Origin of the sequence: Cyclobacterium sp. (assembly GCF_014762705.1) — a bacterium.
GTDB lineage: Bacteria > Bacteroidota > Bacteroidia > Cytophagales > Cyclobacteriaceae > Cyclobacterium.
Genome location: NZ_JABURL010000070.1, coordinates 1 through 22362 on the forward strand (window position 1 = coordinate 1; position 22362 = coordinate 22362).

The 22362-nt window shown below is 41.7% G+C and carries 18 protein-coding genes; 8 read left to right on the forward strand and 10 right to left on the reverse strand.

From position 1 onward, the window contains the following. The 5 genes from HUJ21_RS12995 to HUJ21_RS13015 all read left to right on the forward strand — a co-directional run. Positions 1-417: MoaD/ThiS family protein (locus tag HUJ21_RS12995; protein ID WP_291370459.1), on the forward strand; the 417-nt coding region annotated here is incomplete at its 5' end. A gap of 1 nt (position 418) precedes the next feature. Beyond that, on the forward strand, positions 419-832 hold the full coding sequence (locus HUJ21_RS13000) for a molybdenum cofactor biosynthesis protein MoaE (protein ID WP_291370461.1): 414 nt from the start codon (positions 419-421) through the stop codon (positions 830-832). A 30-nt stretch (positions 833-862) separates the two neighbouring features. Continuing rightward, on the forward strand, positions 863-1852 hold the full coding sequence (gene moaA, locus HUJ21_RS13005; protein ID WP_291370463.1) for a GTP 3',8-cyclase MoaA: 990 nt from the start codon (positions 863-865) through the stop codon (positions 1850-1852). Positions 1853-1904: 52 nt separating this feature from the next. Next, entirely contained in the window at positions 1905-3104 is a 1200-nt protein-coding gene (locus HUJ21_RS13010; protein ID WP_291370465.1) for a molybdopterin molybdotransferase MoeA, read from the forward strand. A 12-nt stretch (positions 3105-3116) separates the two neighbouring features. Further along, positions 3117-4262 (forward strand): XdhC/CoxI family protein, encoded by a 1146-nt coding sequence (locus HUJ21_RS13015; RefSeq protein WP_291370467.1) that lies wholly within the window; start codon positions 3117-3119, stop codon positions 4260-4262. Positions 4263-4280: 18 nt separating this feature from the next. On the opposite strand, the gene HUJ21_RS13020 is transcribed toward HUJ21_RS13015, so the two are convergent. The 6 genes from HUJ21_RS13020 to HUJ21_RS13045 all read right to left on the reverse strand — a co-directional run bounded on the left by HUJ21_RS13020 (position 4281) and on the right by HUJ21_RS13045 (position 15558). Then, the gene (locus HUJ21_RS13020; RefSeq protein WP_291370469.1) at positions 4281-5624 is read right to left on the reverse strand and encodes a hypothetical protein; all 1344 of its coding nucleotides are present in this window, start codon (positions 5622-5624) and stop codon (positions 4281-4283) included. Between the two features lie 152 nt (positions 5625-5776). Beyond that, positions 5777-6637, reverse strand: coding sequence for an HAEPLYID family protein (locus tag HUJ21_RS13025; protein WP_291370471.1), 861 nt, complete (start codon positions 6635-6637; stop codon positions 5777-5779). A gap of 75 nt (positions 6638-6712) precedes the next feature. Further along, the gene (locus HUJ21_RS13030) at positions 6713-7108 is read right to left on the reverse strand and encodes a hypothetical protein (protein WP_291370473.1); all 396 of its coding nucleotides are present in this window, start codon (positions 7106-7108) and stop codon (positions 6713-6715) included. A 19-nt stretch (positions 7109-7127) separates the two neighbouring features. Next, on the reverse strand, positions 7128-10532 hold the full coding sequence (locus HUJ21_RS13035) for a PVC-type heme-binding CxxCH protein (RefSeq protein ID WP_291370475.1): 3405 nt from the start codon (positions 10530-10532) through the stop codon (positions 7128-7130). A gap of 91 nt (positions 10533-10623) precedes the next feature. Further along, a complete protein-coding gene (locus HUJ21_RS13040) occupies positions 10624-14040 on the reverse strand; it encodes a HEAT repeat domain-containing protein (RefSeq protein WP_291370477.1) in 3417 nt (1138 codons plus the stop codon). Positions 14041-14178: 138 nt separating this feature from the next. Further along, a complete protein-coding gene (locus tag HUJ21_RS13045; protein WP_291370479.1) occupies positions 14179-15558 on the reverse strand; it encodes an AGE family epimerase/isomerase in 1380 nt (459 codons plus the stop codon). 540 nt (positions 15559-16098) lie between these two features. Here HUJ21_RS13045 and HUJ21_RS13050 point away from each other — a divergent pair. From HUJ21_RS13050 to HUJ21_RS13060, 3 genes are read left to right on the forward strand one after another with little or no spacing between them, the layout of a single operon-like run. After that, positions 16099-17211 carry a Re/Si-specific NAD(P)(+) transhydrogenase subunit alpha gene (locus HUJ21_RS13050; protein WP_291370481.1) on the forward strand — a complete coding sequence of 371 codons (1113 nt, stop codon included), beginning with the start codon at positions 16099-16101 and terminating at the stop codon, positions 17209-17211. Between the two features lie 2 nt (positions 17212-17213). Next, positions 17214-17531 carry an NAD(P) transhydrogenase subunit alpha gene (locus HUJ21_RS13055; protein WP_291370483.1) on the forward strand — a complete coding sequence of 106 codons (318 nt, stop codon included), beginning with the start codon at positions 17214-17216 and terminating at the stop codon, positions 17529-17531. 4 nt (positions 17532-17535) lie between these two features. After that, positions 17536-18903 carry an NAD(P)(+) transhydrogenase (Re/Si-specific) subunit beta gene (locus HUJ21_RS13060; protein WP_291370550.1) on the forward strand — a complete coding sequence of 456 codons (1368 nt, stop codon included), beginning with the start codon at positions 17536-17538 and terminating at the stop codon, positions 18901-18903. 81 nt (positions 18904-18984) lie between these two features. On the opposite strand, the gene HUJ21_RS13065 is transcribed toward HUJ21_RS13060, so the two are convergent. The 4 genes from HUJ21_RS13065 to HUJ21_RS13080 all read right to left on the reverse strand — a co-directional run bounded on the left by HUJ21_RS13065 (position 18985) and on the right by HUJ21_RS13080 (position 22227). Next, positions 18985-19320, reverse strand: a complete 336-nt coding sequence (locus tag HUJ21_RS13065; RefSeq protein WP_291370485.1) for an L-rhamnose mutarotase — start codon at positions 19318-19320, stop codon at positions 18985-18987. Between the two features lie 140 nt (positions 19321-19460). After that, a complete protein-coding gene (locus HUJ21_RS13070; RefSeq protein WP_291370487.1) occupies positions 19461-20291 on the reverse strand; it encodes an amidohydrolase family protein in 831 nt (276 codons plus the stop codon). Between the two features lie 21 nt (positions 20292-20312). Further along, positions 20313-21386 carry a ketoacyl-ACP synthase III gene (locus tag HUJ21_RS13075; protein ID WP_291370489.1) on the reverse strand — a complete coding sequence of 358 codons (1074 nt, stop codon included), beginning with the start codon at positions 21384-21386 and terminating at the stop codon, positions 20313-20315. A gap of 205 nt (positions 21387-21591) precedes the next feature. Further along, positions 21592-22227, reverse strand: coding sequence for a peroxiredoxin (locus HUJ21_RS13080; protein WP_166146877.1), 636 nt, complete (start codon positions 22225-22227; stop codon positions 21592-21594). Positions 22228-22362: the final 135 nt, after the last annotated feature.

Below are 22362 nucleotides of genomic sequence, written 5' to 3' on the forward strand. Positions count from 1 at the left end.
TTTTTTAACTTATCAAATGAAAGTATGGGCTTATTATTGGCTTTATTGTTGCATATTATAAGAAAATATGCGTCCGCCCAATTTCAAAAACCCCTCATTATCCTACTCAAATTCGTGCTAAATCAAATGCAATTGTGTAAATTGTACCTTTGCAAAAAACAAGCTTTAAAAGCAATTATGGAAGTACTGCTATTCGGTATATCGAAAGAAATTACAGGCCAAAAAATCCTTGATTTATCAAAAGATAATCAGATCAATACTGTATTGGATTTAAAAAAATGGATCCTGAAAAAATACCCGGAGATGGGAAATCTCAACAGTTTTGCCATTGCCGTAGATCAGGAGTACGCCAATGACGACCTGCAGCTAAGTGATCAGCAGGAAATTGCCTTGATTCCCCCTGTAAGCGGTGGCTGAAATGAAAAAAATTGAAATTCTCAGTGAAATCAACCTTAATGAAGTCTATGGATGGCTTCAACACCCTGAGGCCGGAGGAATTGATTTATTCATCGGTTGTGTAAGAAACCATGCCCATGGTAAATCGGTTATCAAACTGGAATTTGAAGGATATGAACCTATGGCCCTGAATCAAATGGATCAATTGGCCAACAAAGCAATAGAGCAGTGGCCTGTCAAAAAGTTATTGATGATTCACGCACTGGGAAATAAACAGATAGGAGATCCTGTGGTAGTCATAGGTGTGGCTTGTGCCCATCGGGATGATGCTTTTGCAGCTTGTAAATTCCTTATAGATGAACTTAAAAAATCTGTACCCATCTGGAAAAAGGAATATTTTACAGACCATACGGTTTGGGTAAATGCCCATCCATAAAACATGTGCAGAATAGACGACTGAATGCCTATGAAAAATGAATTGGTTGACCGGTACGGAAGAAAGTTGGATTATCTGAGATTATCGGTTACAGACCGGTGCAATTTCAGGTGCTACTACTGTATGCCTGAGGAAGGTATTGATTTTGTACAAAGGAAGGATTTACTGACCTACGAAGAACTGGACTACCTCACCGGTATATTTGTCAATCTGGGCGTGGAAAAAATAAGAATTACCGGAGGAGAGCCATTTGTAAGGAAGGGAATCATGGATTTTTTAAGCACATTGACCAGGCACCGTACTTTAAAGGAAATCACCCTTACCAGCAATGGCTCCATCAGCGAAAAACAAATTCAAGAGCTGCATCGTTTGGGCATTCACAAAATAAATATCTCCCTGGATGCACTGGACAAACAAAGGTTTTTTGAAATAACAAGAAGAGACAAGTTTGACGAGGTTTTTGCTTGTATTCTCAACCTTTTAAAACTAGGCTTCGAGGTCAAACTAAATTGCGTGGTAGATGGTAATAAAAACATAGCCGACATCATTCCCTTTGTAAAATTGACTGCCCATTACCCTTTATCCGTTAGGTTTTTGGAAGAAATGCCATTCAATGGCACAGGAAAATTTGAAGTGCCTGAATGGAATCACCTGGCACTTTATGATTATATCTCCAGCCACTTCAAGGGAATCCAAAAGGTTCAAGATGGAAAAAACAGCACTTCTGTCAATTATCAAATCCCCGGTTATCAAGGCACTTTCGGAATCATACCTGCTTTCAGCAGAACTTTTTGTGGCACCTGCAACAGAATCAGGCTTTCTGCTACCGGAGAATTAAGAACCTGCCTTTACGGACCAGCAGTCACCAATTTACGAGATGTTCTTAGAAGTGGCGCTAATGAAGCATCAATAAAAACTGAAATACGGGATGCGGTAGCCAAAAAAGAGAAAGATGGATTTGATGCCGAGGAATTGAATGCCAAAACCCCTAAAAAATCCATGTCATTTCTTGGTGGCTAAACTGAATCAAAAATCCTAATTTGGTCCCATTAAACAAAAAAATCCGATAAGCATGAACAGTGTAGCGGAAGCATTGCAAAAGGTACTGGACAATGAACTCCCGGTGAGAACTGAAACGGTCCCACTAATTGACTCCCTGAGCCGCATACTGGCAGAAGATATTAAAGCAGATAGAGATGCTCCTCCTTTTCATCGGGTCACCATGGATGGTATTGCCATTCACAGCAGTCAACTGCTTAAAAAAGCCCTATTTCCCATTGAAGGCATTCAGGCAGCCGGTGATGCACAGAGCAAGCTCCTGGATTCTGAGAATTGCCTTGAAGTCATGACCGGAGCGATTTTACCTGAAAACACCAATTGTGTCATACCCTACGAGCAAGTCAAAATAATTGACAATGTAGCCAACTTACTACATTCGGATTTTACCGAAAACCAAAATGTTCATTTAAAAGGGACCGATGCGGGTAAAGGTGATGTTTTGCTTAAAAAAGGCACTTTTATACAGGCAGGCACCATCGGTGTGATAGCGACAGTAGGCGTATCAAATGTAAAAGTCGTCAAGCCACCTACGATCACGATTTGCTCCACAGGCAATGAATTGGTGGATATCACTGAGAGTCCCCTGCCCCATCAAATCAGAAAATCCAATGTTTACATGCTTCAGGCAGCCTTGAAATCCCATGGAATTGATGCGCAAACCATACATATTGATGATGATAAAAAGCTATTAAAAGCTGCATTGGAAAAATTGCTACATAAAAACGATATACTGCTGTTTTCCGGAGCGGTTTCAAAAGGCAAATACGATTTCCTTCCTGAAGTGCTGGAGGATTTGGGAGTCAAAAAACTGATCCATGGTGTGGCCCAAAAACCAGGAAAGCCATTTCTTTTCGGGAGAAGGAAAAATACTTTTATTTTCGGATTTCCTGGAAATCCAGCTTCTACCCTCATCTGTTTCCATCTTTATTTTAAAGCCTGGCTCCTGACCCATTTGGGAAAACAGAGAAATAGTTTCTTTGCCACACTGACCGAGGACGTATCCTTTAAAAGGCCCGTCACTTACCATCTTTTGGTGAAAGTGGTGGCCGAAAAAGAAAAAATCCTGGCCGTGCCGGTCAGCAATTCAGGTTCCGGAGACCTTGTTCACCTTGCAGCCGCCGATGGATTTATTTCTCTCCCAGCTCACCTGGACACATTTCAAAAAGGTACGAGTTATCCACTGACATTTCTTACCCAGCCCTGGTTTAATTGATATCCAAGCACCATGAAGGAGATAAAAGAAATTATTAAAGCTTTTGACCTTGCCCGCCAATCCGGAGAGAAAATAGCCCTGGCTACTGTGGTTCAGGTAGACGGTTCCTCCTACAGAAGACCTGGAGCAAGGATGCTGGTTACTGAAAACGGGCAATTAACAGGTGCGATTTCCGGAGGTTGTCTGGAAGGAGATGCCCTTAAAAAAGCGCAGCTTGTCATTTTCAAGAAAAAGTCCATGTTGGTGACCTATGACACTACGGATGAAGACGATGCCAAATTTGGCATTGGATTGGGCTGTAATGGGATCATTCATATTTTGATGGAACCCATAGATGAGGAACAAGAAAATAACCCTATAGCTTTACTCAGGCAATGTATTGAAGATAGGGAAGACAAAGTATTGGTTACCGTGTTTGATGTAAAAAACAAAAGATCAACGCAAGTTGGGACTTGTTTACTTTACAAGAACCAGCATTTTGCCAGTAACGGCAACTTCTCGATCCTCAATGAGTTGGGTCAAATTTTTTCCAGGGAAAAATCCAAAGAGGTTTTTTCCCTGGAAAAATCCGTCATTTTACCTCTCCATGGTGCTGAAAACCTGCATGCATTTGTGGAGTTTGTTCCTGCGGCTATCAAATTGATCATTATTGGAGCAGGGAATGATGTTCAACCTTTGACCCAATTGTCCTCCGTATTGGGTTGGGAAATGGATTTGGCAGATGGAAGGTCAGATCATGCCACCAAAAATCGTTTCCCATTGGTGGATCAAATAATAACCGGAAAAGCTGCTGAAATCCTTCCAAAGCTCAAACCCGATAAACAAACTGCAGTGGTTTTGATGTCGCACAATTTCAATTATGACCTGGAGATCATGAAAGGTTTGTACCCTTACCGATTCCCCTATTTGGGGGTTTTAGGACCAAAAAAGAAATTGCAAAAATTAATCGAGAACCTCTCCAATTCAGGTATTCATCTAAATGAAGAAATTCACAAAGTGGTTTTTGGTCCCATGGGGCTGAATTTAGGGGCTGAAAGCCCCGAAGAAATTGCCCTTTCAATCATTTCCGAAGTTAAGGCAGTAATTTCCAGGAAGAAACCGGCCCACCTAAAACTAAAAGAGGGACCCATCCATGAGGATGAGAAGACTTCCTGGTAGTTGTACCATTCTGTATTTTTAGATAGCAATTTGAAACTGCATGACAAGCATGCCTTTCCTGTCAGTTTGAAATGTACCGGAATTTTCTTCCATAAAAACCGGACGACTTTGGTAATGGATTGACAATTTCGTTTGATTTCCCCTGATCAGCCAATTGAACCCATATTCATACATGAGCATGGGATCATCCAAACCATCAAAGTCCGAAAATTGACTGGTTAGAAAAGGCTGTAGCGTACCCCATGTACCCAAAAGATTTCTTTTCATCAGGTAGCCAATTTGTCCATAAAAAGTGTTGCCAGTTCCCATCATGGGAAAGTTATTTCCTGCTCCATTAAAAGTGCCTGCTCCCATAGTACCATTTGTGGGATTCATCACTCCTAAATTTCTGACATAGTTCCTGCCATAATCACTTGCCTGAAACGCCCCATATGCGGTGATAGCAGTCCCTTTATCCCTATCCAGGGGCTGGTCATAAAACACATCAATTGAAAAAAGCGAGAGGTTACCATATTCCAGATCCTCATTGGGACCATTAAGAAACCACATGGCATCATTCTGGAAAAGAAACCCTGCTCCCAAATTAAATACAGTCTTCTTTCCCAGGTAGGAGCCGGCGTTGTAAGGTGTAAGGTTTGATTCCAGATCCTGAAACTGATACATATAATACCCATGCCATTGCAAACTTGCCGGAGATGCAGCAAAGAGCGCATTTTCTTCAGGCAGTTCTGATTGAACAGTGGACCTGCTCACCGACATGGGTTTACTAATGGCCATCCGGTAATCAAGGCGGTTCAGTTTCCCTTTAAAATACAACGAATATTTTCTTAAAAACTGGTCTGTGGCATCATTGGTGGTCTGCTGATACAAAGGGGCATCCAAGGATAGAATCGAACCTATGGACGGGGAAGCATATCTGGAGACCCCATTCCAGCCGGTAAGACCAGTTCCTATAGAAAGTTTATTTTCAATTATTTCTAATTCACCTAAAGCATCATGAAAAAATAAACCTTGCTTTCTTTCACCCAAATATGTAAGGTTATTGTTACCAAACTGGGTATAAAAAAATATATTATCGGCAATTTTCCCAAATAGCTGAATTCTGGTCCGGCGAAGTCCGATATCGAATGTCTGATTTTCCAGATACCCATCCACGGTAGTTCCTGGATTGTTCCAGGTATTCCTTACCCATATTTGATTGAGAAAGGTGGCTTTTACATAGTGGCTACCATCTTCATTCAAATGATATTTTAATTCCCTACTGTCCTTTTCCTGAGCTGAGGGTTTACCATTTTGAGCATTTACATTTATAACCAATAATGAAGTCAAAATAAAAAGGGAACAAACTGCAAATTTCGTCATGAACACAGGGCCTAAAATTCCAAAAGATATCAATTAGTGAAATCCGTACATCAAAGTACATTTTTCAACAAAATTAAGCTTCTTTACCAGAATGATCAGACAAAAAAAAAGTTAATACCCAATTTTTATTTAAGTGGAAAAAAAACCGGACTTTAATGGCCCAGTTCATAAATTAACCTTAAGAAAGAACTAAATCTCTCATTCTCCCTGCTTACCGGTACTCCCGTCACAATCCCTATCAAAAGATTTTCTGCAATTCCCAACCTCATCTGAGGCCTTATGACCATGTCAAACTTTCCGTTTTCCAATGCTTTATTAAATTCAACGCCAATAAAATTTCTTGTTCCGCTGATCATGTAATGAAAGTTTGAATTGACTTGCCAGGAAATGTCTACTCCACTTTGTCCAAAATGATCCTGAATAAAAGGACCCGTATAAATCAGGGTATGGTAATTTGTCCCCCACCTTTTCGCAGCAATAAAAAAAGGATTGTAAGCATTTCCTGAAAAGACAGGGTTTTGCCTGTATTCAGAAAACTGGTTCATCTCAAATTCGTGGATATAGCCAATAGCCAAGGAGGTTTTGTGCTTTTTAGATACAAAAAAGGAGTATTGTCCGGCAAGTTTTATACTGTTCAGTCGGTTTCCGGGTGCGTTTCTATTTCCATTGATGGGATAGTGAAATGAAAAAGGAAGCTCGACCTCTAGGCCCAACCTGTCAACAGGTGCCCACTCATACTCCACCAATGCCAGGTATTCATCAAATCTTTCCTTATCGGTTAATCCGAGTCCTATATTCCATTCCTTTTCTCCTTTTCTTGCTCCCAAATCCCGGATCAAATCAATATACAATGGTTCGGCGTGCAATACTTTTGCCGGACTATCTCTTTTTTCCACATCGGACAAGTACATACTATCCAATTCTATTTTGGGAATATTCCCTTGTGTTTGCGCCACACCATGGAGGTGCAGGCCAAACAGTACATAACTGATGACAGCCAATCGAATTATCATAAATTTCTACAAATTTTGAGGTAATAAAATTAAACTACTCCTGCCTTATCAATACAGGAGATTATAAAAAGAAAATCAGCAGAAATACCTGGGAGGTGGTGAAGGGACTTTAAAAAATACGGATGGAATATGTTCTGAATGACCGGTTGTGTACCTATTGGTCAAAGAATCTAAAAACCTAAAACTGTTGATTTTGTTCCCAACAAAAAAATGCATGTCACTTTTAAGCTTCTTTTTGTGTGAAGTCTCCTGATCTCCATCTGCATCCTCACTTTCAGGTATGGCATCTTCTATTCCCAAACCTATTTCCAGGACAATTTCAATCATACTTTCCTGGTCATTGATAGATAAATCCTCTGGTAGGTGATTTGGGTTTTCATCACCCGCATCTACGCTGCAATTGAGCAGGTAAAGGGCCATGAAAATCCAAAAACCTTTTAAAAACCTGGAATTCTTGGCAACTTGCATCATTGGCGCAAAAATATAAATATTATATATAAGGTTCCTTTAAAGTGGCCAGAAAACTTACCAGGTCTCTTATTTCTCTTCGCGATAAAAATTGCTTCATATCGGGCATGCTGGAGGGGGCATCTCTCCTTTCTACTATATCTGATTTGTTAATAAGAGTGTCCGGTTGGTTTCCCATTTTCAGGGTAATACTCGTTTCATTTTCAGCTACCTTTATGCCAGCTAGTTTTTTATCCGTATCAAGTTCCAGGGTCACTACCCCAAAACCCGGTGCCAGTCTCTTACTGGGATCAATCAATGCTTCCAGTAATTCCTGTCGGTTTAGTTTCTTTCCTATTCCATTGAGTTTTGGTCCGGCATTTCCACCAAAATCATCATAAGCATGGCATTTGATACACTGGCCTGTTGCATGCTGAAAGAATATCCTTCGGCCCCTTGATTCATCCCCACCATACATGCTTCCACTGTAACTGGCCAATACATCATCATCCGACATATCTTGCTTGATTTTCTCATAACGCTCCAGAAGGTCCTTGTTATCCATCCCATCCATGGCTTCATAAAACTCCAGTTCGATGGCAGGAGATAAAGTACCAGTTTCCAATTGTCCAAGTAAATTTTCAAAAACAGGATAAGCACTCTCAGTATCCAATTTGGCCAGGGTTTTAACAGCGGCTTGTTTTTCCTCTACCGTTCGTTTTTGGATGACTTCTTCCAATAGCGTAGCCTTGGTTTCGCCGGCTATGTCCAATTGTTCCATTAAATCCAATCCAGCCACCCTCACATTTTTTTCATTATCAGAAAGCGCTATTTTTACTGCCTCGCCTACAGGAGCCTGATCAATTTCCGCAAGTGCTTTTATGCTTTCTTCCCTAACATCTGCCGAGGCATCCGTTTGAAGTACGGCCAATAACCTATCATTGGCGCCTTTAATATTTAAAGTCCCCAAAGCTTTAACAGTAGCCTGACGAATTCGGGCATTACCATTTTTGGTCAACTGGATAAGCAATTCGGCACTGCTAGCCTGAAGTTTGGCCAAATCCCTTGTGATCTCACCCCTATACCATCCATCTACCCTGTCCAATACAGAAGGAGCGGCCCAGGTACTGAGCGCTTCAAGAGCCTCTATCCTCATGGATTCAGGAGCATCCGGTTGATTGATGTAAGTCAGCAAATTGTTCATTGCTTCATCTGATCCCCAGCGCAAATTGGCGTTAATAGCCCTTCTCACTATTGGTTCAGAGACAAAGTCCTTCGATACCAACAGGTTTCCGAGGGAAGGTAGGGCTTCCGGGATGGAAAAGTCATCGTTGATTGCCCTGGCAGCTTCCGCTACAATGTATTCACTTTCATCGTCCAGAAAAACAATTATTCCTTCATGTCTTAGCCTCCTCAATGCTATTACTGCTGCCAATCTAACTGCGTTTGAATGGTGATCGGCAAGCTTTATTATGGATTCCGGACTGCCTAATCTCGATAATGCAAGACTTGCAGCATGCCTGATATACACATCTTCATTGTCATTTTCCATCAATAACTTCACCAAACCATCAAATCCATTAACGAAGCCCATTCTTCCCAAAGCCTCTGCGGCAAAAAACCTAACCCTGGGCTGTCCATCGGCAAGCAAGGGCAATACTTCATTTCCAGCCTCGGCATACCGCAAGTCACCTAACCATTTGGCAGCCTGGGCACGGATTTCATCATCACTGTCCTTAAGATAAGGGACCAAAATCGCAGCTTTTTCCCTATCTCCTCTTGAAATCTGGGAAATCCCCCAAATAGCATGTATTCTGGTCAACCTGTCTGTGCTTGCTGCAAGCTTTTCACTGAATACCTCAAGTCCGTCAGCTCCTCTTTTTGCCAACTCAAATTGTGCCTTTTGTCTCACGCGCTGATCTTCAAATCCCAAAATTTCACCCAACTCCTCGAGTGATAATGAGCCATAATCTGCCGCCAAATGTTTCTCCGTTAATTCCCTAACACCCGGACTGGCCGTATTGTCCTTCAATTTCCAAACCCTACCATAACCTTTATTGACCCATCCGTCAATCCAGTCAGAAAAATACAAAGATCCATCCGGTGAAAAGTCCATTCCGGTGGCCAATACGCCCTGCAATATTTGTTCGGTTTCCTCCAGCTCAAAACCCGCACCGCTGGGTTTAAGACTAAACGCATGTATGCCCGACCTGGCAGGATTTCCTGCAAACTCAGCTACAAAAAATTTGTTTTTCCACTGATCTCCAAGGGCTGTGCCGGGATTGTAAAGCATGCCTGTAGGGCCGTTTACATAATTCGCTATTGTGGGAATAAAATAGGCTGCCTGTTCATCTGATCTGGGCAAGTGCATTTTTTCATCCATCCAAACCTTGTATTCGTTGTTTTTGGGGTCGCGGTATTTTCCAAATTGCCAATTGATCCGCCAACCTGTGTCAGACCCTTCTACCAGATAAACTATTCTTTCCCTTTCTCCCCTGTGGTCACCATCATTGTCCACGCTAATCAGGTTGCCCAACTCGTCAAAAGCAAATTCATGTGTGTTCCTGACTCCATAGGCAAAAATTTCAAAATCACTTCCATCAGGATTGGCCCTGGCAATTACGCCACAATTTGGATATTCATGTTTGTTGCCCTCCTTGTCCACTCCATTGAATCCTATATCACCTATCCCCCAGTATATTTTTCCTTCTGGTCCGACTTTAAGTCCGGACATATTGTGTCCACCAAAACCAATGTGAACACCAAATCCATGAATTAAAGACTCTTTTTTGTCCATGGAGCCATCCCCATTGGTGTCTGTCAAGCGCCAAAGGTCGGGGGCTACACCCACAAAAAGTGCGTCATCATGATACAAAACCGCACCCGCCACATCAGAAACCTCCTCATTAAAATCGCTTACTACCAATTGAGACCGGTCTGCCCTTCCGTCCCCATCTGTGTCATCGAGCCTAAATACATTTTCTTTTTCTACCGTTAAATCCTTCCAATCATGAGAGCCATCTCCATTGATATCAGGCAACCATTCATTTCTATCACTGTGCTCAGGAGACAATTCCTCATGGAGAAAAGCCCTCCGATCTGCTACGTTTTGGAGTTTAAGAGAAGCAATTTCCCAGTCCTGGTGACTTCTGATATCAAATTCAGAAATTTTCCTTCTGTTGGTTTTGGAATAAAAAACTCTACCCTGACCATCTATTTGCATGGATATGGGGTCTGCTATCAGGGAATCCACTGCCCAAAGATCTAACTCCAGGTCTTCATGAAATTGAGGCTTAACCAAATTTTTGATTGCAGCGGCCTGTTGATCAACTTCTTCCTTACTCATTTGCTTGATTTCAGGTGGTGCTGAATTGGTAGTACAGCCAATAGAGACAAGCAATACCAAACCAAGAAAAGGAAGGCTGGAAAGGAATTTGGGTTTATGCATTAAATCAACTTTATCAATCATATTTTAATAACAAATTTTTTGGCTTTCCTGTTGAGGTTTTTCTTTACTTAAACTGGTGATTTGAAACAATTTAATAGTCATCTGTCAAAGTCGCCAAAAAGCTGACCAAATCCCTTATCTCTCTTCTACTTAAAAGGCCCTTCATATCAGGCATGGAAGACATGGCATTGGTTCTCTCGGAAATATCAGATTTCAAAATTTTTGTTTCAGGATCGTTACCTATTTTTAAGGTAACCGCTTCCTCATTTTCATCTAGCAATATTCCGGAAACGGTTTCACTATTGTTCAATTTAAGGGTAACCACCCCGTAACCCGGGGCAACACGCTCACTAGGATCGATCAAAGCTTCCAGCAGTTGCTCCCTGTCAAGCTTCTTACCAATTCCATTTAACCTGGGGCCTGCATTACCTCCAAAATCATTATAGGCATGACAGCGAATACACTGTCCGGTCTGGTGTTGAAAAAAGATTCTTCTACCGGACCTGGTATCCCCTCCATAAAGACTGCCGCTGTAGGATGCCAGTAACTCATCGGCATTCAAAGAGGAATTAATCTCCTTATACCTTTCCAAAAGGGCTTCGTTGCCCAGTTCCTCCAATGCTTCAAGCAGTTCCAATTCCATTCCTGGAGAAATGCTTCCTTTCTCTAATTGGTTCAGCAGATTGTTGAAAACAGGAAGGGCATGTTCTTCGTCAACCTGTGCCAATGTCAATACGGCAGCCTGTTTTTCCTCAATGGTCTGTCTTTCAATTACCCCTGTAAGCAACTCAGCCAATAATTCTCCTGAAAAATCCATATTTCCCATCAGATCAAGACTGGCCACCCTGACATTTTTTGATTTATCTTTGGAGGCTAGTTCCAAAGCCAAATCCAGATTTTCCCATTCCATCCTTCCTAAAGAACGCAGGGCTGCCTCCCGGACATCTTCATTGTCATCGGATTTTAATCTTACCAAGAGTTTTTCAGACGCCTCTGATAAATTTATTTTTCCCACGGCTCTCACTGCAGCCAAACGCAGGTCTCCATTACTGTGATCGATCAAATCCATAATAACCTCTGAGGTCAATCTTTTAAGAACAGAAGGGTCGCGGCTTACCGGACCCCGAAACCTTCCATCCACCCTGTCTAATACGGATGGTTCGTCCCAGGTGGAAAGGGTTTCCATGGCTTCGATGCGCATGAGAACTGGGGCGCTTTCGTTAGACACATACTTTACCAAATTATTCAATGCCGCATTGGTACCGACCCTAAGGTTAGCATTGATGGCCCTCCTGAGCAATGGTTCGGAGCTGAGACCATTTCTATTTAAAATTTCCGCCAGTTGGGGCATTGCCGCTTCAATAGAAAAATCGTCATTGATGGCTCTGGCAGCTTCTGCAACGATATATTCATCAGCATCCTGAAGAAATACAGCAACTCCCGGTTCTTTCATTCTTCTGAGAGCGACAACAGCCGCAATCCTTACTGCTTTTGATGGATGATCACTTAGCCCAATTACGGATTGAGCATCACCAATTCTTGCCAATGCAAGGCTCCCCGCATGCCTCAAATATACATCTTCTTCATTGTTGTCCTCAAGCATATCGATAATAGGAGATACAGCGTCCCTGAAAGCTAATCTTCCCAATGCCTCCGCAGCAAAAAATCTTGCTCTTGGATAGCTATCTTTCAGCAATGGAATTAGTTGTTGTCCTGCATTGGCATACCGAATGTCTCCAAGCCATCTGCTTGCCTGTGCCCTGATTTCCGGATCATTGTCCTTCAGGTAAGGAACCAAAACTGCTGCTGCCTCCGGGTTATCGTTTCTGGCTATCTGAGCAATCCCCCAAATGCTATGAATCCTGGCCAATTGACTGGTTTCTGCTGACAAGCCATTCGTAAATGCTTCCAGGCCTTCCTCACCTCTTTCAGCCAATTCAAATTGGGCTTTCTGCCGGACCCTTTTATCCTCATGTGCCAACAAGCTTTCCAATTCCTCCAGTGATTTTTTAGCAAAATCAGCTTTTATCAATCCGGCTGTTTCCTTTCTAATCTGTTCTGTTTTCCCTGAAGTATCATCCAATTTCCAAACCCTTCCGTAGTCCTTGGTACCCCAGCCATCTATCCAATCCGAAAAATAAAGGCTCCCATCAGGACCAAAGTCCAAACCTGTTGCCAAAATGCCTCCCATGATTTTTTTTGTTTCCTTTAAGGCAAACCCAGCTCCATTGGGTTCTAAAGTAAAGGCATGTATGCCAGATCTTGCTGGATTGCCAACAAAAGATGCAACAAAAAAAGTGTTTTTCCAGGATTCGCCCAAGGCTGTACCCGGATTGTGGACCATACCTGTAGGTCCATTTACATAATTGACAATGGGAGGTAAAAAATAGGCTGCCTGCCCCTCGTGTCTGGGCAAATACATGCCCTCATCCATCCAAACTTTGTAACCGTTATTCTTCGGATCCCTGTATTTCCCAAATTGCCAGTTGATCCGCCAGCCGGTATCCGACCCGTCTACCAGGTATACCAATCTTTCACTTTCGCCCTGGTGGTCCCCGTCATTGTCTACCGATATCAAATTACCATAATCATCAAAAACAAATTCATGGGTATTTCTCACTCCCATGGCAAAAATCTCAAAATCACTTCCATCGGGATTTGACCGGGCAATAACACCCCGATTGGGGTATTTGTGGATATTTCCTTCCTGGTCTTCTCCATGAAACCCAATATCACCAATCCCCCAATACACCCTGCCATCAGGCCCCATCTCCAAACCTGACATGCCATGCCCGCCAAATCCAATATGTACCCCATACCCATGAGAAATGGAAGTTTTTGATTTGGCAAGGCCTGTTTTTTGGTCTTGTTCTATCCGCCACATATCAGGACCGGCACCTACAAACAACTCATCTCCATGTTTCATCACTGCTCCTGCAACGTCCGTTACTTCTTCGTGAAGATCCTCAAATACCAATTGGGATTGATCTGCCAGTCCATCACCATCCGTATCCTGCAGTCGGTAGATATGCTCTTTTTCAACTGTCATGTCCCTCCAATCCCTGATACCATCCCCGTTTACATCAGCCAACCATTGGTTTTTTTCACTGTTTTCTTCAGATAGCTCTGCTCTTAAAAATGTCCTTTTATCCTCGACCGACTGAAGGGATATTGACCTGATTTCCCAGCCCTGGTGTCCCCTAATATCAAATTCTGAATTTTTTTGCCTGTTTGTCCTGCTGTAATAAAGATTTCCCTGATCATCAAAATCTATCGAAATGGGATCGTAAACCAATGAATCGGATGCCCAAAGGGAAATCTCCAATCCTTCCTCGAGTTCTGGCTGAACCAAACTTTCGATTTGACTGGCTATACTTTTTGCGTTTTCAGCATCAATTTGCCTGATTTTAAGGTCTTCTTGAGAGGGGCTGCAGGAAAAGAAAAAAAACAAGCTTCCAATTGCTAATGAAGATAAATCCTTTCGGAAGCATATATTTATTGAATACATGGGATTTAAATTGGGTATTTGTTTATTTTTTAAAACGAAAAATAACCTGTTTACTATATTTTTGCCCGTCAATATAAGCAAAAGATCAGGAGTGAAAAATCGAATTTTTATAAAGGCTCTTATATTTCCTTGCAATTCTTATTCACTACTTTTAATGGTAAGTGCCATATGAGAAGGATCACGAAGTTTCAAGTCACAATTATTTAACGACCTGAAATTATGGTAGGCAGTTTTCCAAATGTGTCCTTTCTGGCCCTTTTTCAACTCTGGTTGTTTATCTATTCCTCCGGAGAACCATCCTCCATATTCATGGTCGATCAGGTTTTGCTGGATATATTCCCATTGTTGTTTAAATTTCCCAAGGTAATTCAACGGGTCTTCAGGATACAAATCTGCCATAATCAAAAGGGTGTTGAGTCCTTCCGCCTGTGCCCACCAATTCTTTGTATCCTTTACAATTTCAGGTGCATGATCTCCGGGAAAATAGTACCCTCCATCATAAAATCCCCCTGATTGCTCATCCCACCCATATTTCAAAGCATGATCAACCATCTTTTTACCAATCTCCCAAGTTTTATAATCACCGGTCAAACCCAAAACGTGGGAAGCTTCCATCATCAAATAGGCAGTTTCAACATCATGACCATAGGAAACATGATCGATGTTATGGTGCTTTTTGATTGAGTCCCGGCCTTGATCCCGAAAGCTAACCGGAGTCCAGTCTGCCTCCAGAAATAACTGAAGGTAACCTTCATCCTGAACAATTCTATCTCTGATGATTACCAAGAGTTCCCCGGTCCGTCTTTTTAAAAGCGGGTCCTTCCATACCTGATACAACTCGGTAAAAGCTTCCAGTAAGTGAATAGAACTATTCTGATCTTTATACCCTATTGTAGCCGTTGAAGGGGTCTGCTCGTCTCTTTTAAGTGGTGTGCCGTCTCTGGCCAAAGATTGAAAGTATCCGCCATATTTTGGGTCATAACTGTTTTCTTCCAACCAGTGAAAGGCCTTTTTTGCCAGTTCCAGTGCTGATGGGTCTCCACTGGCATGATAATAGGCAGCCAATCCATAAATTCCAAAAGCATTTCCGTATGCTGTCTTGGCCCCCTGACTGTTTTCCAAAACATTTCCCTCCCTATCCAGCAAGGTATAAAAACCCCCATGTTCCTGGTCCCAGAATTTATTCAATAAAAATTCCAGTCCCAATTTGGCACCTTCCTGATAATGCCTGGTATCAGGATACCTTTCCATGAGTTTGGACAGGGTCCATAAATGCCTGGCTTGGGATACAATCATTTTATCTTGATTCTCTGAGGGAGAAAAATCATATTCAAAACTACTGATATAGCCTCCATACTCCTTATCATAGGCTGCTGGATACCACTTGGTGATCATTAGTTTTTCTATGGACTGCCTGATTTCATTGGCCAATTCCAAACGATTTACTTCCTGGGCGGAAACGGATTGGAAAACCAGGGAAATAAAGGTCAAAAAGAGAAGGTTTTTGTAGGTTTTCATGGTTTTTGGGTTTACTAAACGAAGTAATCTATACCTCAACAAATAAAGAACCTCGTATATAATGAGGTTACAATCGACTTCCAATATAACTCGAAAATTTAAATTATTTCCGACGTTTTTTCCAAACCCGATACAATACGATTACAAATACAGGCAATAAAATTATGGGCCAGTAATCGATATATGGAAGCGCTTGATCCTCATTTTGAGTTTGCGCCAAAACAGGAAAAATGATCATACAACTAAGGATTGTCAATAAAGTCAATCGTACCATATTCAAAGCATTTTTAAGCCGGTTGAAAGTAAAGGGTCACCGCCTTTTATTGTCAATAGATTGTTTTTTTATTTATGTTTTGAAATTTAATTAAAAAAATGGTATTACCCTTTAAATCTCGAATTTTTAATAGACAATACTGTAAAATCCGTAAAAAAGTGCTTTTTTTGCAGTGCCATATTTAATTGTCTATATTAACCACTAACCGCAGGCAATTCATTCACCACTTGATTTCGAAGATTAAAATCTATCAATAAACCACCATTATGATTTTAGGAATATTAAAAGAACCTTCACCGGAAACGCGGGTATCACTTCATCCGGAAGCCGTAAAGGTACTCACTGCCGCTGGCAACAAAATTCTGATTGAAAAAGGGGCCGGATCGACGGCTTTTCTTTCAGATGAAGTTTATTCAGAAGCAGGTGCTGAGGTTAAACAAAGAACTGAAGTTTTCAAAGATGCAGAAATGATTTTTCAAATCAGCCCAATAGCTGCTGAAGAACATCAACTGCTCACTAAAGGGAAATTTTTAATTGGGGTATACCAGCCTTTGGTTGCCAGGGAATTGATGCAGACACTGGCCAAAACAGGTGTAACCTTGTTTAGCATGGATTCCATACCTAGAATCACCCGTGCCCAAAGCATGGATGTACTTTCTTCAATGAGTACGGTATCAGGATACAAAGCCGTATTACTGGCCGCAGCCAATTTACCCAGGTTTTTCCCCATGTTGATGACTGCTGCCGGTACTATTGCGCCTGCAAAGGTATTGGTCATTGGTGCAGGTGTGGCCGGTTTACAAGCCATCGCTACCGCCAAACGATTGGGCGCTGTGGTGGAAGCCTTCGATACACGCCCTTCTGTGAAAGAGCAGGTAGAAAGCCTGGGAGGGAAATTTGTTGAGGTACCCGGAGCGGTGGAAGACAAATCCGCAGGAGGATATGCCGTAGAGCAATCAGAAGAATACAAGCAGAAACAGTCTGAAATGCTTGAGAAATCCATCGTTAAATCTGATGTAGTGATTACCACAGCTTTAATACCAGGAAGAAAAGCTCCTGTATTGGTTACGCATGCCATGTTAGAGAAAATGAAATCTGGAGCGGTAGTAGTGGATCTGGCCGCTGCAAATGGCGGGAATTGCGAAGGATCGGTGAATAACGAAATCGTAAGCGTAGAAGGAGTCACAATTATTGGTAATTCTTCCTTACCCGCCTCCATGCCAGAGGATGCGAGTAAAATGTACAGCAAAAATGTTCAGAATCTACTCAAACTCCTTTTAAAGGAGGATAAGTTGAATTTGAATTTCGACGATGAAATCATCAAAGGAACCTGTATCACACATGATGGTGCAATTGTATATGAACCCTTATTAAAGTAATCATGGAAGCAATTATAGAATATATATCAAGAAATCAACAAGAGTTTTATGTTTTTATCCTGGCCATTTTTGTGGGGATAGAAGTCATCTCCAAAGTACCTACCGTTTTGCATACCCCATTGATGTCTGGGTCGAATGCCTTATCTGGTGTGGTAATCGTTGGCTCAATTATCGTTTTGGGTAAAACAGATCCAGCGAACTACCTGGCCCTGTCCCTGGGGTTTTTAGCAGTTTTACTTGCTACGTTAAATGTGGTTGGTGGCTTTGCTGTTACCAATCGAATGTTGGAAATGTTTAAGAAGAAACCCGGTAAAAAATAAAATGATGATTTTACAAATAATAGATATTTGCTATTTGGTAGCGGTGGTACTTTTTATTGTAGGTATTAAAATGATGAGCCACCCTGATTCGGCAAGAAGAGGAAATGGCATTGCGCTTTCGGGTATGCTATTGGCAATACTCGCCTCATTTTTAACCCCAGGATTGGATAACCTTATCCTCATTATTATTGCCATGGCCCTAGGCACCATCGGTGGTTTGTATTCTGCAAAGACAGTGCAAATGACAGCCATGCCCCAATTGGTTTCCTTCTTTAACGGTATGGGAGGAGCTGCGGCAGCCCTGATTGGCTTAGTGGAATATGGGGACTTACCAGTCGATGATATGGGAAAAGGATCCGTATTGATGGCCAGTCTGGTCATAGGTTCGGTTTCATTTTCAGGATCCATGATCGCCATGGGTAAGTTACAGGGAGTAATCAAGGATATCCGAATCAATAAAATTTTGGGCTTTCTGGTACTTGCCGCAGCAGTTGGGCTGGCCATTTATGTGCTGAATTCTGGTGAACCTCAGCCAATTCTGGTGTACCTGCTCATTTTCCTTTCATTGATATATGGGTTATTGTTTGTCTATCCGATAGGTGGAGCCGATATGCCAGTGGTTATCTCTCTGCTCAATGCCCTTACAGGAGTTACCGCAGCAACTACAGGTTTATTGTATGACAATAAGGTAATGCTTATGGGTGGTATATTGGTCGGCTCTGCAGGTTTGTTATTGACCCTGTTAATGGCCAAGGCCATGAACCGGTCTGTTTCCAATATCCTTTTCACTTCCTTTGGGACCGCTTCAGGAGCTGCAGCCCCGGGTCAATCAGGAGATCAGGTAGCCAAAGAAATCAATACCTATGATACGGCCATTCTTTTGGCTTATGCCAAGCGGGTAGTAGTAGTACCCGGATACGGTCTTGCTGTAGCGCAGGCCCAACATGCGGTGCATGACCTGGAAAAAATTCTGGAAGAGAAAGGTGTTGAAGTAACTTACGGCATTCACCCTGTAGCAGGGAGAATGCCTGGTCATATGAATGTATTGCTGGCAGAATCGGACGTATCTTATGACAAGCTGATTGAAATGGATGACATGAACGAACAGCTTCCCAACACAGATGTTGTAATGGTGATTGGAGCCAATGATGTAGTCAATCCGGCAGCCAATGATGATCCTTCCAGTCCTATCTATGGGATGCCCATATTGGAAGTTAATCGCGCCACAAATGTGATTGTTATCAAAAGAAGTATGAGTTCAGGCTATGCTGGCATACAAAATGCCCTATTCTTCGATGCCAAAACACGCATGCTTTTCGGGGATGCCAAAAAAGTACTTAATGGCCTCGTCAGTGAGGTGAAAAATATGTGATTTAACATTTTAAAAGGCTGTCCCAAAATGGGGCAGCCTTTTTTATTCTAAAAATTATCCTATCCCGAATCCTGAGAATATTTATTTTTTTAATGAAAAAATTTTATCCATCAGTACCCATTTTTCACCTGGTTTAGCCCATGGCAATGCTTGTTGTAGCTGGTCCATCATTTGTTCCCATTTCTGGACACCTTCGTTTGCAGCATCCATTTTTGCCTTCTTTTTAAAGGAAAAGTCATCATTTACTTCCATAATCATAAACAAGCGGTTTCCTGTCAGGTAAATGTCCATGACTTTTATGCCTGCTTCCCGAATGCTTTTCTCAATCAGACCGGGTACCTTTTGGTGGTGCATTTTATATTGCTCAATGATTTCTGGATCATCCACCAGGTCCAGTGCCAAACAATAGCGTTTCATTTGTTTTTAATTTGAATTTAAAAGGCCATAGCTAGCCCCATACCAAAGTTTCCCGACCTTCGGGAGGATCTCGCTTCTGAAATAATCTTTCCTTTCCGTGTAATTTGCATCATACCCAAATTGAAATAGATTCTTTTGCGCTAAAGTCTGTAAAAATGTCTGGCATTTTCAGCCCATATTTTATTTTGCACCGTATGGGTCTGGCCGTCCAGGTACTTATCCAATATGCTGCTAACCTGATCGTAATTAGCCGCTAACTTACAAACCGGCCAGTCAGATCCAAACATAAGCCTGTCCTCTCCAAAAGACTCCAACACCAGGTCCAGGTAGGGAAAAAAATCAGTTGCTTTCCAACCTTGCCAATCGGCCTCTGTAACCATACCGGAAAGCTTGCAATACACCCGGGGATGGCTTGACAAGTCCCTTATCTTTTGTCCCCATTCCTGGATTTTACCTTCTCTTATGGAAGGTTTGGCAAGGTGGTCCAATACAAAGTTTCCCTCAGGAAAATTGCTCACCGTCTGTATGACACCATCCAGTTGGTGGGGAAAAACCAGCAGGTCATAACTGTAACCAGCCTCAAAAACTTTTCCCAACCCACGTTGAAAGGCAGGTTTAAGTATATATTCCGGATCTGCTTCATCCTGAAGCAGATGCCTGAATCCCTTCAATTTGGAAAAAGGTGCATAGGCATGCAAGGTATCTGACAATTGATCTGAATTAAGGTCTACCCAACCGACTACCCCTAAAATAAAAGGGAATTTTTCAGCTAAATCCAGCAGGAATTGTGTTTCCTCAGGTTCTTGCAAGGCTTGCACAGCAACGGTCCCTTCTATTCCGTTTGCTGCCAGTATTGTTTGAAGCTTCTCAGGAAGAAAGTCCTCTTTTAACACCGGCATCTCATCACTGATCCAGGAAAATTTATTAACATCATATTTCCAGAAATGCTGATGTGAATCGATCTTATTCATAATATGTACTTATAATTTATCTTAAGGATGCTTGTAGACAAAAGCATTGATATTCATGCCCGCTCCCACGGAGGCAAATAGGGCATATTCTCCAGGCAGGAATGCATGCCCTTCCATACTGCTTTTAGAGACCATGTCGTATAAAATAGGAACCGTTGCTACTGAATTATTTCCCAACTCCTGAATACTCATGGGCATCAACCCTGCCGGAGCCGGCGCATCGCCATACAAATGAAACAACCTGTCTAAAATATTATGGTCCATTTTGGCATTGGCCTGGTGGATCAATACTTTTTTAATCTTTTCCAAAGGTACGCCAGAGCGATCGATACAAGTTTTAAGGGTGGTTGGGACGGTTTTAATAGCATATTCATACAATTTCCTTCCATTCATTTTTAAAAACAGGGTGCTGTCAGGATAGTCCTTGTTGTAAGAGGACCCCATGGTCAATAAATGCGCATGTTCCAGGGTATCCGATCTGGTCAGGTGATTGATAATACCCACAGGTTCTTTCTGCTCTAAGGCTTCCAGGATTACAGCCCCTGCCCCATCAGAAAAAATCATACTGTCCATATCATGCGGGTCCGAAATCCTGGATAAGTTCTCCGCCCCTATCACCATGATTCGTTTTGCATCACCTGACTTGATATAATAATTGGCCTGAATCATCCCCTGCACCCATCCAGGACAACCAAAAGGTAAATCATAAGCAACTGTATACGGGTTTTTAATAGCCAACTTATGCTTTACCCTTGCGGCAATCGTTGGACAAATATCCACTCTTTTGTTATCTGGCAAAATATCCCCAAAATTATGTGCTACTATGATGTAGTCCAAAGACTCACCATCTATCCCTGAGGAATCCAGAGCCTCCTTGGCAGCAAAATAGGCCATATCCGAAGTCATTAGGTTATCCTCAAGGTATCTTCTTTCCCTTATTTCGGTTATTTTTTGAAGGGTGGCAACGATATCTTTATTGGATTTTACCAAAGGTTGTCCATCGCTGTCATAAAATTTTCTGGTCAAAAAATAATCATTGGGGATTTTAATGTTCGGTAAGTATTTTCCGGACCCTTTAATAATACTATTAATCATACTTCCTTAAAGACTAGGCTATAAATATAAAAATGCACTAAAGCGATAAATATGATATTACTGATGGTAAAAACCAAATATCGGTATAAAAAAAAGGGTTAATAAAGTCGAATTGGCGAAAAAAAGCCTGATCAAGCCAGGTAGAAGCCAATAAAAACAAAAGGGTGATAAATATCACCCTTTTTAACAAGTTGGTTACAGGCTACTATAAATTTGGCTGAGGTGTTGTCCTGAGATAAGGTTTGATTTCCTTATGCCCTTTGGGAAATTTAGCCGGAATGTCTTCATTTTTAATAGCGGGAGCGATAACTACATCTTCTCCATGTTTCCAGTTGGCCGGAGTGGCCACTGAATAGTTTGCCGTCAACTGCAATGAATCAATTACCCTCAAAAGTTCATCAAAGTTTCTACCGGTGCTGGCCGGATAAGTGATGATCAGCTTGATTTTTTTATCATTTCCAATAATAAAAACTGAACGAACAGTAAAATTTTCATTAGAATTCGGATGAATCATATCGTACAATCCGGATACTTTTCTGTCCTCATCTGCAATGATAGGGAAATTTACCGTAGTGTGCTGGGTTTCATTGATATCATTGATCCAGGATTTATGACTTTCCAGACCATCAACACTTAGTGCCAGCATTTTAACATTTCTCTTGTCAAATTCATCCTTTAGCTTGGCTGCGGCTCCAAGTTCTGTAGTACAGACCGGCGTGTAATCTGCCGGATGGGAAAACAATATCCCCCAACTATCACCCAAATATTCATGAAAATTGATTTTACCTGCTGTAGAATCTGCGGTAAAGTTTGGTGCGGTATCTCCTAATCTTAATGACATAACTTTATTTAAATTTAAATTATTCTATAGACTTTGTAGGGAAACGGAAATTGAGAACAAAAAGTTTGTTCAATCGCAGTTTTCTCAACTAAATTAATTTTATTGGCTAATTTTCAAAGGTTTGGATATTCTTTA

Excerpts from the sequence above, each read along its gene's own strand:
- HUJ21_RS13030 (WP_291370473.1), bottom strand. The coding sequence starts at position 7,108 with ATGATGCAAGTTGCCAAGAATTCCAGGTTTTTAAAAGGTTTTTGGATT.
- HUJ21_RS13015 (WP_291370467.1), top strand. The coding sequence starts at position 3,117 with ATGAAGGAGATAAAAGAAATTATTAAAGCTTTTGACCTTGCCCGCCAA.
- HUJ21_RS13025 (WP_291370471.1), bottom strand. The coding sequence starts at position 6,637 with ATGATAATTCGATTGGCTGTCATCAGTTATGTACTGTTTGGCCTGCAC.
- HUJ21_RS13045 (WP_291370479.1), bottom strand. The coding sequence starts at position 15,558 with ATGAAAACCTACAAAAACCTTCTCTTTTTGACCTTTATTTCCCTGGTT.
- HUJ21_RS13000 (WP_291370461.1), top strand. The coding sequence starts at position 419 with ATGAAAAAAATTGAAATTCTCAGTGAAATCAACCTTAATGAAGTCTAT.
- HUJ21_RS13040 (WP_291370477.1), bottom strand. The coding sequence starts at position 14,040 with ATGTATTCAATAAATATATGCTTCCGAAAGGATTTATCTTCATTAGCA.
- HUJ21_RS13060 (WP_291370550.1), top strand. The coding sequence starts at position 17,536 with ATGATTTTACAAATAATAGATATTTGCTATTTGGTAGCGGTGGTACTT.
- HUJ21_RS13020 (WP_291370469.1), bottom strand. The coding sequence starts at position 5,624 with ATGACGAAATTTGCAGTTTGTTCCCTTTTTATTTTGACTTCATTATTG.
- HUJ21_RS13070 (WP_291370487.1), bottom strand. The coding sequence starts at position 20,291 with ATGAATAAGATCGATTCACATCAGCATTTCTGGAAATATGATGTTAAT.
- HUJ21_RS13035 (WP_291370475.1), bottom strand. The coding sequence starts at position 10,532 with ATGCATAAACCCAAATTCCTTTCCAGCCTTCCTTTTCTTGGTTTGGTA.
- HUJ21_RS13065 (WP_291370485.1), bottom strand. The coding sequence starts at position 19,320 with ATGAAACGCTATTGTTTGGCACTGGACCTGGTGGATGATCCAGAAATC.
- HUJ21_RS13055 (WP_291370483.1), top strand. The coding sequence starts at position 17,214 with ATGGAAGCAATTATAGAATATATATCAAGAAATCAACAAGAGTTTTAT.
- HUJ21_RS13075 (WP_291370489.1), bottom strand. The coding sequence starts at position 21,386 with ATGATTAATAGTATTATTAAAGGGTCCGGAAAATACTTACCGAACATT.
- HUJ21_RS13080 (WP_166146877.1), bottom strand. The coding sequence starts at position 22,227 with ATGTCATTAAGATTAGGAGATACCGCACCAAACTTTACCGCAGATTCT.
- HUJ21_RS13010 (WP_291370465.1), top strand. The coding sequence starts at position 1,905 with ATGAACAGTGTAGCGGAAGCATTGCAAAAGGTACTGGACAATGAACTC.
- moaA (WP_291370463.1), top strand. The coding sequence starts at position 863 with ATGAAAAATGAATTGGTTGACCGGTACGGAAGAAAGTTGGATTATCTG.
- HUJ21_RS13050 (WP_291370481.1), top strand. The coding sequence starts at position 16,099 with ATGATTTTAGGAATATTAAAAGAACCTTCACCGGAAACGCGGGTATCA.